This window comes from Streptomyces nogalater (genome assembly GCF_039532885.1).
Lineage (GTDB): Bacteria > Actinomycetota > Actinomycetes > Streptomycetales > Streptomycetaceae > Streptomyces > Streptomyces nogalater.
Map to the genome: position 1 here is coordinate 147,206 of NZ_BAAASM010000030.1, position 12,876 is coordinate 160,081.

Genomic DNA, 12,876 nt, shown 5'->3' on the forward strand with positions numbered 1-12,876 from the left:
CACCGGCTAGGCCGCCCCGAACGCCGCGAACGCCCAGCCCGTCGCCTGGTGGACCGCGTCGCCCGGCAGGGCGGCGCGGGCGTCCCGCAGCGCCTCGGCCAGCGACAGGCCCGCGCCGAGCCCCTTGTGCAGGGCCAGCATCAGCGGCACCACCGCCTCGTCGTTCACCGGCGCGCTGCTCGCCACCACCCCGGCCGTGCCCAGCGGCAGCAACGCCGTCACCACGCCCAGCAGTTCGTCCGCGCCGACCGAGGCGAGGCGGGCGGTCTCGCAGCTGGACAGGATGATCCGATACGGGCTGCGGGCCAGGCGCTCGAAGTCGTGCACGATCAGCGGCCCGTCCGCCATCCGCAGCGCCGAGAACAGCGGGCTGTCGGCGCGGAACGTGCCGTGCGCGGCAAGATGTGCCAGGCCCGCGCCGTCCAGTTCGGCCAGCACCCGGGGCACCCGCGCCTCGTCGTCCTCCAGGACCGTCGCCGTGCCGTACCGGTCGGCCAGCTCCGGCACCTCCGCGCCGCCGGTCGCCAGACCCGGCCCGCGCACCAGCACCGGCCGGCCCCGGGGCGGTGGCTCCGTCTCCCGGGCGCGCAGCCAACTGCCCGCCGACGGCGACACGCTGAGCACCCGCTCGCGCAGCGCGGGCAGCAGCGCCCACGGGACCTGGTGCAGCGCGCCCGGCGGCACGACCACCACCGGGCCGGACCCCAGATGCGGCACCGCGCCGCCCAGCAGCAGCTCCTGGAGCCGCCGGCCGGCCGCCTCCACCAGCGGCAGCCGCGCCTCGGCCCCCGGATGCGCCAGCCGCCGCAACGCCGCCTGCACATGCCCGGCCTCGGCCACCGCCTGGGCCAGCGAACCGCCGGCGAACCGCCGTACCCGGCCCTGCCCGCACAGCAGGACGTGCACCCGGCCGTCGACCACGACCAGTTCCACCAGCCGCCCGTCGCCGAGCCGGTCCAGCAGCCGGTCCACGTCGAAGCGGTACCCGGCGCCCGCGGCGGCCCCGCCCATGTGCCGGGTGCGGGAGCGGACCTCCCGTTCCAGGCGCCGCTGTTCGCGCTCCAGCGCAGGCACCGGGCGGCCCTCCATCCGGGCGGCCTCCGCCCGGGCCGCGATCTCCCGGTAGGCGGTCAGCCCGCTCAGCAGGGCCGGATCGTCCGGCGGCCGGGTCGGCGGCGCGGACAGTACGGTCGCCCGCCACCGCTCGCTCCACACCAGCAGCCGCCGCGGACTGCCCTGCGCCAGGCTCACCTCCTGCGCCAGCGCCGCCAGTTCGGCGCCCTGCGCGGTCGCGTGCGCGCGCAGCTCCGGGGCGCCCAGCGTCATCCGGTGGTCGTCCAGCACGTCCAGGCCGCGCCGGCACGCCTCCAGCACGCCCCGCCGGGACCCGGCCGCCCGCGCCCGCAGCGCCTGCGCCGCCCAGCCGGTCACCCGGGCCGGCGGCGGCCCGCCGTGCCGGCTGCGCGCGGCCACCGCCAAGTGCCGTTCCGCGTCGGCCGTCCAGCCCAGCGCCAGCGCGATCCGGCCGGCCAGCAGCGAGGCCTCCGGCGCGGCGGGCGAGCCGAAGGAGGCCAGCTTCTCGGCGACCGCCGCCGCGTCCGCGACCATCCGCCCCGACCGGCGCCCGGCCGCCACCCGCGCCTCGATCAGCACCAGCCGCGCGTGCGTCTCCCACCAGGTCCGGCGCTGCGCCGCGAACAGCCGTACGGCCACGGCGGCGCGGGCTATGGCGGTGTGCGCGTCCCCCGCCGAGCGGGCGGCCCAGGAAGCGGCGAGCAGCAGTTCGGCCTTGCGGGTGGACTGCCCGCCGATCCGGTCGAGTTCCGCGATCGCCGCGTCCGCCTCGGCCAGCGCCTCCGGGGCCAGCCCCGCCGCCCGCAGCACCTCGCAGCGCCGGATCGACAGGTTGTAGGTGGGGGTGCCCAGCTTGGCGTAGCGCTCCTCGGCCTCGTCCAGCAGCCGCAGCGCCGCCGGGATGTCCCCGGACCGGAAGGCGGCCAGGCCCCGGCTCTCCACCGCGTCCGCCTTGTCGTGCTCCTGGCCGGTGGTGTCCCACAGCCGCTCCGCCGCCGTGAAGTCCGCGACCGCCCGGTCCACCGCGCCGAGCGCCAGGTGCACGGTGGCCCGCAGCGTCAGCGCCCGCGCGGTCCAGATGTCGTCGGCGGCCTGGCGCAGCACCGGCAGCGCCCGCCGTACGTCCTCCAGCGCCTCCCGGTGCCGGCCCAGCACCCACCACACGTAGGCGCGCCGGTACAGCACCCGGGCCCGGGTGTGCCCGCTGCCCCGGGCGACCCCCCGCTCGAACGAGGCGAGTCCCTGCCGTGTGCGCCCCGCGTGCACCAGTGCGACCCCGAGTGTCGCGAGCACGTCGGCCTCCCGGTCGGCCGACTCGGCGCGCGCCGCCAGGTCCCGGGCCCGCCGCAGATGCCGCAGCGCGATCCGCAGGTCACCGAAGTCCCGCTGCCAGATGCCGAGTACCTGGTGGGCCACGCTCGCGTGCAGCGGCGACGGACCCGCGCGCAGCACGTGTTCGGCCCGCGCCCGGGCCTCGCCCGGGTCGGCGAACACCATGGGCAGCAGTTCGAGAACCGCCTCGCTTCCCGCTGTCACGCCTCGCATGGTAGTAGCCCGCTGTATCAGACGACGGTCCGGCGACTCTCAACTGACGCAGCACCGTCTACGGGGGAGGACACACGTGGCACCTCAGCGTTTCCACGAGCAGTTCCAGCACATCCAGCGCGCCTTGCCGGACGTCCCGCTGACCATGGGACCGGACGACTCGGCCGGCTGCCTCTACGAGAAGGGGGTCCTCCTCGTCCGGGACGGCGAGGAGGCCCCGTTCGTCGAGGACGCGGTGCGCACCCACTTCACCGAGACCCGGGGTCTCGTCCCCGACCACGTACGCCGCGAGGGCCCGCAGACCGGCCGCACCGGCGTGACCCGCATCCGGGTCGGCGACCCGGCCGGGGGCGAGGACACCGTGCCGCACGCCCTGCGCGCCGTCCGGCAGGCCGAGGACCGGCGGGGCCGCCGGCTGGCCGGTCGCAACCACGTCGTGCACATCGCGGTCAACGCCTGCCCGGGCGACGAGCCGGTGCCCGTCCCGCGCGCCGAACCCGCCAACCCGGCCCCCGCCAGGGGACGTTACGACCCGGCCACCGCGGTCGGCGTCCTGGTGGTCGACACCGGCCTGGTGCACGACCACCGTCACTATCCGCTGCTCGCCCACACCACCGGTGACGCCCAGCGCGCCGAGACCGACGCCGACGGCCTGCTGCGCCAGTACGTCGGCCACGGCACGTTCATCGCCGGGATCCTCGCCGCCGTCGCCCCCAACACCGACATCACCGTCCGGGGAACGCTCAACGACGCCGGCGCCGTGCTGGAGTCGGAGTTCGGCGCCCTGCTGTTCGAGGCGGTGGACCGGGACGGCTGGCCGGACATCATCAGCCTGTCCGCCGGCACGCCCGGCGAGGACCCCGAGGGCCCTATCGGACTGGAGGCGTTCATGCGGGAACTGCGCGACCAGCACACCCTGCTGGTGGCCGCCGCCGGCAACAACGGCAGCGCCACCCCGTTCTGGCCCGCCGCCTACGCCGGGCTGCCCGAGTACGCCGGCAGCGTGCTGTCGGTCGGGGCGCTGCGCGCGGACGGAGAGGGCGGGGCCTGTTTCAGCAACCACGGCCCCTGGGTGCGGGTGTACGCCCCCGGCGAGCGCCTCACCAGCGCCCTCACGGGCTTTCGGACCCCGGTGCCGTACGTGTACCAGCACTCCACCTACGACACCTGCCGGTTCGTCGCCGGCGACTACCCCTGCACCTGCCAGTACCCGCCGCACACCGGCGTGCTGAGCGAGGGCCTGGCGAGCACGGGCGGGAAACCGGACCAGGTGATGTTCGAGGGGCTGGCGCAGTGGAGCGGCACCTCGTTCGCCACCCCGGTGGTCGCGGGGCTCGTCGCCGCCCGGATGACGCGGTTCCGGGAACGCGATCCGCGGGTGGCCGGCGCCGGGCTGCTGGCGGCCGCCACGGACCGGGCCGAGGTGCGCGGGGCGCGCGCTCCGGCGCTCCGCCCGCCCACCTGGCGCCCCGCCCCGGCCGCGATCCCGGCGCTGCCGGTATGAGCGCCGGGACCCTTCACCGCACGGCGTACGATGGCGTGCCGTACACAAGGGGTGGAGTCGTGGACCGAACAGAGGTCGGCGCGTTGGTCCGGTCCGCCGTCGACGGGGACGCCGCGGCCTGGAAGGCGCTGGTGGAAGGGCTGAGCCCGCTGGTGTGGTCGGTGGTGCGCGCACACCGGCTCTCGGACGCCGACGGGCACGAGGTCTTCCAGACCGTGTGGTTCCGCTTCGCCCAGCACCTCGGCCGTATCCGGGAACCCGACAAGGCCGGTGCCTGGCTGGCCAGTACGGCCCGGCACGAGTGCCTGAAGGTGCTCAAGGGCCTGGCGCGGCTGACCCTGACCGACGATCCGCGGGTGCTGGACCGGGCCAGCGAGGAGCGGACGCCGGAGGAGACGCTGATCGACTCGGAGGAGGCGGCGGACCGGGCCGAGCGGGTCCGCCGGCTGTGGCAGGAGCTGGACGGACTGGGCGAGCGCTGCCGGCAGCTGCTGCGCGTGCTGATGGCCTCGCCGCCGCCCAGCTACGGGGAGATCTCGGCCGCGCTCGGTATCGCGGTCGGCAGCATCGGCCCGCTGCGCCAGCGCTGTCTGCGCCGGCTGCGGGCCCGGATGGACGCGCGAGGTGGGCAGTGAACGGGGACGACGGGATGCCCGAGGGGCCGGACGAGCCCGCGGACGGGCTGCTGGAGGAGGAACTGCGGCAGGCCGCCGCCGTACTGGACCCGGTGCCGGCCGAACTGCTCCAGTCGGCCCTGGACGCGTTCGCCCTGCACGACCTGGACGCCCGGCTCGCCGAGCTGACCTTCGACTCGCTCGTGGACGCCCTGCCGGTCAGGGGCGCCCTCGACCCGCCCCGCATGCTCACCTTCCGCGCGGGCGAGGTGACCGTGGACGTGGAGGTCACCGGGGACGGGCTGATCGGCCAGCTGCTGCCGCCGCAGTCGGCGCGGATCGAACTCCTCGGCGCCCCGGGACACGTCCGTCCGCTCACCGCCGACCCCCTCGGCCGCTTCACCGGCGGCCCGCCGCCCACCGGCCCGTTCGCCCTGCGGCTGCGCACCGGCGCGGAGGTGATCGTGACGGAGTGGCTGCGGGCCTGACCCGGCCGCGGCGCGGGCCGGTGCCCTCGGGCCGGGCCCGTGCCGCACAGCCGGCTACACCGTGTCGACGAGCCTCGCCAGGGCCGTGGCCAGGCGGTCCAGGCCGGGGCCGGCCGGGCCGCCCGGTTCCGTCATGTAGGTGTCCCGGCGGATCTCCACCATCAGGGCGGTGACCCGGGCGTCGGTGCCGTGGAACCGGAGCGGTACGTACGTCCCGGCGAACGGGCTGTCCAGTCCCGTCTCCCCGCAGCCGGCGAACGCCTCGCGGGCGGCCTCGGTCAGCGCGGGCGGGGTGTGGAAGGCGTCCGTGCCCAGGCACACCGGCGGGCGCGGACCGGTGCCGTGCAGCTCGTAGGGGAGCGGCCCGGCGGGGTACGAGTGCACGTCGATGATCACGGCCCGCCCGGTCGCGGCCAGCCGGCCGGCCACCGCCTCGGTCATGGCCTTCGCGTACGGCCGGAAGTACCGGGCGAGCAGCGGCTCCGGGTCGGTGTCCGCGGGCCGCAGTACGGCCCGGTGCGTGGTCCGCGTGTACACGGCGCCCATGCCGGCGGCGGCCATCTCCTCGCGCTCGTCCGGGAACCGCTCCGGGTCCACCACCAGCCGCGACAGCCGGTTGACGAACCGCCACGGCCGGAGCCCGGCGAGCGCGGCGGCCCGCTCGGCGAGCTCGGCGGTGTGCGCGTCCGTGATGTGGTCCAGCTCCCGCTCCAGCCCGTCGTCGTCCAGTACGATCCCCGCCCGCACGTCGTCCGGTATCGCCCGCGCCGAGTGCGGCACGTGCAGCAGCACGGGGGAGTCCGGGGCACCGGGCAGGAGGTCGAAGGAGGTCACGGGCTGCTCCAGGGGCGTGTCGGTGGCATCGTGCGTGATCACGGTGCCACACGCCACCGACAACGGGCCGGGCCCGCATGACCGCGCCCCGGACGGGCGGTGCCGTCCGGGGCGCGGTCCTCAGGGCGTCGCGGGCGTCAGCTCAGGGACGCCAGGGCCTCGTTCCAGGTGGCCGACGGGCGCATGACGGCGTCCGCCTTGGCCTTGTCGACCTGGTAGTAGCCGCCGATGTCGGCCGGCTCGCCCTGGACGGCGTTCAGCTCGTCCACGATCTTCCGCTCGTTCGCGGCGAGGGTCTCGGCGAGCGGCGCGAACGCCTTGGCGAGGCCGGCGTCGTCGGTCTGCCCGGCCAGCTCCTGCGCCCAGTACAGGGACAGGTAGAAGTGGCTGCCGCGGTTGTCGATGCCGCCCACCCGACGGGTCGGGGACTTGTCCTCGTTCAGGAAGGTCGCCGTGGCCCGGTCCAGGGTGTCGGCGAGGACCTTGGCGCGGGTGTTGCCGGTGGCCTCCGCGTACTGCTCGAAGGACGGCACCAGCGCGAAGAACTCGCCGAGCGAGTCCCAGCGCAGGTAGTTCTCCTTGACCAGCTGCTGGACGTGCTTGGGCGCGGAGCCGCCGGCGCCGGTCTCGAACAGGCCGCCGCCCGCCATCAGCGGGACGACCGACAGCATCTTGGCGCTGGTGCCCAGCTCCAGGATGGGGAACAGGTCGGTCAGGTAGTCACGCAGGACGTTGCCGGTGACGGAGATGGTGTTCTCGCCGCGGCGGATGCGCTCCACCGACAGCTTGGTGGCCTCCACCGGGGACAGGATCCGGATGTCCAGGCCCTCGGTGTCGTGCTCCGGCAGGTACTGCTCGACCTTGGCGATCAGGTTGGCGTCGTGCGCGCGGTTCTCGTCCAGCCAGAACACCGCCGGGTCGCCGGTGGCGCGGGCGCGGGTGACGGCCAGCTTGACCCAGTCGCGGATCGGGGCGTCCTTGGTCTGGCAGGCGCGGAAGATGTCGCCCTGCGCGACCGGCTGCTCGATCAGGACGTTGCCGGCCTGGTCGACCAGGCGGACGGTGCCCGCGGCCGGGATCTCGAAGGTCTTGTCGTGGGAGCCGTACTCCTCGGCCTTCTGCGCCATCAGGCCGACGTTCGGGACCGAGCCCATGGTGGACGGGTCGTAGGCGCCGTTGGCCCGGCAGTCGTCGATGACGGCCTGGTAGACACCGGCGTAGGAGGAGTCCGGGATGACGGCGAGGGCGTCGTGCTCCTGGCCGTCGGCGCCCCACATGTGGCCCGAGGTGCGGATCATCGCCGGCATGGAGGCGTCGATGATGACGTCCGAGGGCACGTGCAGGTTGGTGATGCCCTTGTCCGAGTCCACCATGGCCAGGGCCGGGCCCTCGGAGATCTCGGCCTCGAAGGACGCCTTGATCTCGGCGCCCTCGGGCAGGCTCTCCAGGCCCTTGAGGATGCCGCCGAGGCCGTCGTTCGGGGTGAGGCCGGCCGCCTTGAGGGTCTCGCCGTACTTCGCGAACGTCTTCGGGAAGAAGGCGCGCACCACGTGGCCGAAGATGATCGGGTCGGAGACCTTCATCATCGTGGCCTTCAGGTGCACGGAGAACAGGACGCCGTCCGCCTTGGCGCGGGCGACCTGCGCGGCGAGGAACTCGTTCAGCTCGGCGACGCGCATGACGGAGGCGTCGACGACCTCGCCCTCAAGAACCGGTACGGAGTCCTTCAGGACGGTGGTGGTGCCGTCCTCGGCGGCCAGCTCGATGCGCAGGGTGCCGGCCTCGGAGATCACCACGGACTTCTCGGTCGAGCGGAAGTCGTTCTCGCCCATGGTCGCGACGTTCGTCTTGGACTCGGGGGTCCAGGCGCCCATGCGGTGCGGGTGGGTCTTGGCGTAGTTCTTCACCGAGGCCGGGGCGCGGCGGTCGGAGTTGCCCTCGCGCAGCACCGGGTTGACGGCGGAGCCCTTGACCTTGTCGTAGCGGGCGCGGATCTCGCGCTCCTCGTCCGTCTTCGGGTCGTCCGGGTAGTCCGGCAGCGCGTAGCCCTTGCCCTGGAGCTCGGCGACGGCGGCCTTCAGCTGCGGGATGGACGCCGAGATGTTCGGCAGCTTGATGATGTTGGCCGCCGGCGTCTTGGCCAGCTCGCCCAGCTCGGTCAGCGCGTCCGGGATGCGCTGGTCCTCGTTCAGGTACTCCGGGAAGACGGCGATGATGCGCCCGGCCAGCGAGATGTCGCGGGTCTCCACGGGCACACCGGCCTGCGAGGCGTACGCCTGGATCACCGGCAGGAACGAATGCGTCGCCAGGGCCGGGGCCTCGTCTGTGTAGGTGTAGATGATGGTCGAGTCAGTCACCGGGTGCTCCGCTCCACGTCTGCAACATTGCTCGACATCAAGATATCTCGTGATCGCCCTCCGCTCGACAGGGGTCCGCCCCGGAAAATCCACGGCCCGCCGTCTCACGCCCGATCCAGCGGCAGACGACGTCCATCACGTACGCATGTTCGATCCGGTCCGGCGCCGGCCCGCCGGGCGGTCAGGCCGTGGGGCCGCCACCGCAGGGTCGCCGGCCCTACGGCGGGCGGTCACCGGGTCCCATCCGCCGGGACGGGACCGGATCCGGAACGCCCTCCGCCATCCTCCGCCCCCGGCCCCTGCCGCGGCCCTTCACGGCGCCCCCGGCCGTCGGTCTATTCGGCGGCCGGGGCCCCCGACACCGGGTCCTCGGCGTTGCGCTGCTGCGGGATGGTCACCGAGCCCTGCTGGAGGGCCACCGTGCGGGCGGGGGCCGGGATGCGGATGCCCTCGGTGCGGTAGCGGCGGTGCAGGCGCTTGATGAACTCGTGCTTGATCCGGTACTGGTCGCTGAACTCGCCCACGCCGAGGATCACCGTGAAGCCGATCCGCGAGTCGCCGAAGGTGTGGAAGCGGATCGCGGGCTCGTGGTCGGGGACGGCGCCCGTGACGTCCCGCATCACCTCCGTGACCACCTCCGCCGTCACCCGCTCCACGTGCTCCAGATCGGAGTCGTAGCTCACCCCGACCTGCACCAGCACGGTCAGCTCCTGCTCGGGCCGGGTGTAGTTGGTCATGTTGGCCTTGGCGAGCTGTCCGTTGGGGATGACCACCAGGTTGTTGGAGAGCTCGCGGACGGTCGTCTGGCGCCAGTTGATGTCGACGACATAGCCCTCCTCGCCGCTGCTCAGCCGGATGTAGTCACCCGGCTGCACGGTCTTGGAGGCGAGGATGTGGATGCCCGCGAAGAGGTTGGCGAGCGTGTCCTGGAGGGCCAGCGCCACGGCCAGACCGCCCACGCCCAGGGCGGTGAGCAGCGGCGCTATGGATATGCCGAGGGTCTGCAGGACGACCAGGAAGCCGATGGCCAGCACCAGCACCCGGGTGATGTTGACGAAGATGGTCGCCGAACCCGCCACCCCCGAGCGGGACTGGGTGACCGAGCGGACCAGGCCGGCGACGACCCGGGCCGCGGAGAAGGTCACCACGGCGATCACCCACACCCGGAGCACCTGGTCGATGTGGTGCTCGACGCTTCCGGTGAGCGGCAGCACGGCCGCTGCCGCCGCCGCGCCGCCCGCGATGGCCGCCCAGGGGACGACCGAGCGCAACGCGTCCACGATGACGTCGTCCCCGCTCCAGCGGGTCCGCTTGGCGTGCTTCGCGAGCCAGCGCAGCAGCGTGCGCGACATGAAGGCGAGCGTCAACCCGGCCGCCAGGGCGATTCCTGCGAGGACGAGGTCGTCCAGGGTCAGCGCGCGGTTCACCGGTCACCTCCGGGGCGCTCGGCGGCTGCGGGAGGCCGGTTGTGAAGTCTCGTCACGTTGTCACCTGCTCGATGTCCGGGATGTGCGACCGCGCCGGCCGGAGGAACTCCGGGCACCGGCGCGTTCGTTCATCCTGCCGCATCCCGCACACCGGTCCGTACCCGGAGCGGCGCCCGCCGGACCACCGCCTCAGACGATGCCCTCCGCGAAATCCGCCTGGTCACGGCCGCTGCCGTAGGCGGCGGAGGGCGTGCCGTACGACCGGCGGGCGACGAACCACCAGACGGTGGCGAGGACCAGCACCACCGCGAGGGCGACGGAGGCGTAGTTCATCGTGCCCACCGTGACCGGCGACGCCTGCGGCAGGCAGAACAGGACGGTCACGCACGCCACCCATCCGACCGCGATCCACCCCACCGGCCGGCTCCAGCGGCCCAGGTGCCACGGCCCCGGCCGGAAGCGGTCGCCCGCCCGCAGCCGCAGCAGCACGGGGATGGCGTAGGCGGGGGTGATGCCGATGACGTTGATGGCGGTCACCGCGTTGTACGCCGTCGCCGAGTACAGCGACGGCAGCGCGAGCACGCAGGCCACGCTCACCGAGAGCCAGACGGCGGCGACCGGGGTCTGGGTGCGTCCGCTCACCTTGCGCCACAGGTGCGAGCCGGGCAGCGCCCCGTCCCGGCTGAACGCGAACACCATCCGGCTGGCCGCGGCGACCTCGGCATTCCCGCAGAACAACTGGGCGACGATCACGACCAGCAGCAGGGCGCTCGCGCCGTCGGTGCCGAGACCGTCCAGCATGATCTGCGCGGGCGGCACCCCGGTGTCCGTGGTGCGCGTGGCGTCGTAGTCCTGGATGGCGAAGGTCAGTCCGGCCAGCAGTACGAAGCCCGCGAGCCAGGACACCCAGATGGCGCGGACGATGCCCCGGGAGGCGGCCACCGAGGCGTGCGAGGTCTCCTCCGACAGGTGGGCGGAGGCGTCGTACCCGGAGAAGGTGTACTGCGCGAGCAGCAGGCCGATCGCCGCCACGTACACCTGGTTGTCCCAGCCGGTCTCGTTGACGAACTCGGTGAACACGAAGGACGCCGACCGGTGGTGGTCCGGGACGATCACCAGCGCCCCCACGATCAGCGCCACGCCCGCCAGGTGCCACCACACGCTGACCGAGTTCAGCAGGCTGACCAGGCGCACGCCGAACAGGTTCAGCACCGCGTGCAGCAGCAGGATGACGCAGAAGATCAGCATGGTCGTGCCGGGCGTCGGCACGAAACCCCACTGGAGGTTGGCGAACGCCCCGGCGAACAGGGCGGCGCCGTAGTCGATGCCGGCGATCGCGCCGAGCAGGCCGAGCAGGTTCAGCCAGCCGGTGTACCAGCCCCAGCGCCGGCCGCCGAGCCGGTCGGCCATGTAGTACAGGGCGCCGGAGGTCGGATAGGCGCTGGTCACCTCGGCGAGCGCGAGGCCGACGCACAGCACGAACAGGCCCACGCCCGCCCAGCCCCACAGCATCACGGCCGGGCCACCGGTGTTCAGGCCGAAGCCGTACAGCGTCATGCAGCCGGACAGGATCGAGATCACCGAGAAGCTGATCGCGAAGTTGCCGAAGCCGCCCATGCGGCGGGCCAGCACCGGCCGGTAGCCGAGTTCGCGCAGCCGCTGCTCCTCGTCCTGCTGCGGCAGCCCGGGGGAGGGCACGGGCGAGGGATCGGGGGTGGGGGACACGCGGGGGACCTCCGGGTCGTGGTTGCCGAACGGTGTCGAACTGACGTGTTCCTACGGGGCGTTCAGGGGTCGAAGCCGTCGGCGGCGGCCCGGCAGCGGTCCCGGGCCCGGGTGAAGACCTCCACCGCGCGATCCCGGTCCCGGGTGCGGTACATCCACGGCGGCGGCGTGAAGTAGGGGCCGATCGCCTCGAACACCCGCGCCGCGTCCCGGAACTGCAGGGACCCCCACAGCGCGTGGGCCAGATGGTTGAGGTCCGGCAGCGCGCGCTCCTCCTGTCGCGTCCGGTCGAACCAGGACTCCAGCGCCCACCGCGCCTCCCGGGCCGCCTCGTCCACCACCCAGTGCAGGTCCAGCGCCGCGTCCTGCCCCCGGTCCCGGCGGTAGCGCTCCACCCGCACATACAGCGGCAGCAGGTGCAGTGCCGAACCCGGCGGCGCCTGGCCGGCCGCCCACTGCGCGTACCCGGACGCCTCCACCAGCCGCCGCGTCCCGCCGCGTACATACAGGAACTGCAGCATCCGCAGGTGGGCCTCGCGGTTGAACGGGTCGCGCCGGTCCGCCTCGGCCAGCAGCCCCCACGGGCCCGGCGGCAGCACCGGCTCCGGCGGGGCGGCCCGGTGCTCCTCCCAGCGCTGCTCCGGGTCCAGTTGGGCCAGGGCCAGCAGACACACCCAGGGCACCGGGTCCCGGGGCGCGGCCACGGTGGCCGTCTGGGCCGCGTCCCACGCCTCGATCCACAACTCGTGGGTGCGCCGGTGCCGGTCCCGGCGGGCCCGCAGCGCCCGCTCCACGCCGACCCGGGCCAGCATCACCGTCGCGTGCACGCTGCCCGGCTCCTCGGCGAGCCACGCCCGCACCACGTCGGTGCCGGCCGCGGCCGTCGCCAGGACCTGGGTGCGCTGCGTCCACCGCGGCCACCCGGTGGTCTCCGCCAGCAGGGTGCGCATGGCCATCCAGCGGCCCGCGCGCAGCTCCTGGAGCGCGGCCCGCAGCGCGTGGTCGGGGCCGGCGGGGTCGTAGGAGGGGCGGGCTCCGTCTCTGGCCATCAGCCGCCGGCCCCCGGCCGCCGGCGTACCTGACGTGGCAACGGCCCTCCCCTTGGGCGGTGATGACTGATCTCGGGTGGTCGGCGGTCACTATAGAGGCGACCGTTCGCCCTATCCATTGTTGCCAGGACAACCATCCGGTGCTGCCAAGGCGGCCATCCGGTGCTGCCAAGGCAGCCATCCGGCAAGGGCGGTTGCCCCGCCGTCCGGTGACGGCCGGTCCGCTCGTGAGGACGGCCGGCAGCGCGGCCGGGAGTGC

At 74.0% G+C, this 12,876-nt stretch carries 9 protein-coding genes; 3 read left to right on the plus strand and 6 right to left on the minus strand.

Features of this window, described 5'->3' with window-relative positions; translation table 11 throughout:
* Positions 1-6: 6 nt before the first annotated feature.
* Positions 7-2,619, minus strand: a complete 2,613-nt coding sequence (locus ABD350_RS20420) for a CHAT domain-containing protein (RefSeq protein ID WP_344349639.1) — start codon at positions 2,617-2,619, stop codon at positions 7-9.
* Positions 2,620-2,695: 76 nt separating this feature from the next.
* On the opposite strand from ABD350_RS20420, the gene ABD350_RS20425 reads away from it, so the two are divergent.
* Genes ABD350_RS20425 through ABD350_RS20435 form a run of 3 tightly spaced genes read left to right on the plus strand, consistent with a single transcriptional unit; the run spans position 2,696 to position 5,225 of the window.
* Positions 2,696-4,123 (plus strand): S8/S53 family peptidase, encoded by a 1,428-nt coding sequence (locus ABD350_RS20425; RefSeq protein ID WP_344349641.1) that lies wholly within the window; start codon positions 2,696-2,698, stop codon positions 4,121-4,123.
* Positions 4,120-4,758 carry an RNA polymerase sigma factor gene (locus ABD350_RS20430; protein ID WP_344349642.1) on the plus strand — a complete coding sequence of 213 codons (639 nt, stop codon included), beginning with the start codon at positions 4,120-4,122 and terminating at the stop codon, positions 4,756-4,758. Before ABD350_RS20425 ends, ABD350_RS20430 begins: the two co-directional genes overlap by 4 nt.
* A 14-nt stretch (positions 4,759-4,772) precedes the next feature.
* Positions 4,773-5,225 carry a hypothetical protein gene (locus ABD350_RS20435; RefSeq protein ID WP_344349688.1) on the plus strand — a complete coding sequence of 151 codons (453 nt, stop codon included), beginning with the start codon at positions 4,773-4,775 and terminating at the stop codon, positions 5,223-5,225.
* Positions 5,226-5,279: 54 nt separating this feature from the next.
* Here ABD350_RS20435 and ABD350_RS20440 read toward each other — a convergent pair whose 3' ends face one another.
* The 5 genes from ABD350_RS20440 to ABD350_RS20460 all read right to left on the minus strand — a co-directional run bounded on the left by ABD350_RS20440 (position 5,280) and on the right by ABD350_RS20460 (position 12,617).
* Positions 5,280-6,101: an N-formylglutamate amidohydrolase gene (locus ABD350_RS20440; RefSeq protein WP_344349643.1), complete on the minus strand. Its 822-nt coding sequence runs from the start codon at positions 6,099-6,101 to the stop codon at positions 5,280-5,282.
* Positions 6,102-6,196: 95 nt separating this feature from the next.
* The gene (locus ABD350_RS20445; protein WP_344349644.1) at positions 6,197-8,416 is read right to left on the minus strand and encodes an NADP-dependent isocitrate dehydrogenase; all 2,220 of its coding nucleotides are present in this window, start codon (positions 8,414-8,416) and stop codon (positions 6,197-6,199) included.
* 335 nt (positions 8,417-8,751) lie between these two features.
* Entirely contained in the window at positions 8,752-9,843 is a 1,092-nt protein-coding gene (locus tag ABD350_RS20450) for a mechanosensitive ion channel family protein (RefSeq protein ID WP_344349646.1), read from the minus strand.
* A 189-nt stretch (positions 9,844-10,032) separates the two neighbouring features.
* Entirely contained in the window at positions 10,033-11,568 is a 1,536-nt protein-coding gene (locus tag ABD350_RS20455) for an amino acid permease (RefSeq protein WP_344349647.1), read from the minus strand.
* Positions 11,569-11,630: 62 nt separating this feature from the next.
* On the minus strand, positions 11,631-12,617 hold the full coding sequence (locus tag ABD350_RS20460; protein WP_344349648.1) for a hypothetical protein: 987 nt from the start codon (positions 12,615-12,617) through the stop codon (positions 11,631-11,633).
* Between the last annotated feature and the right edge of the window lie 259 nt (positions 12,618-12,876).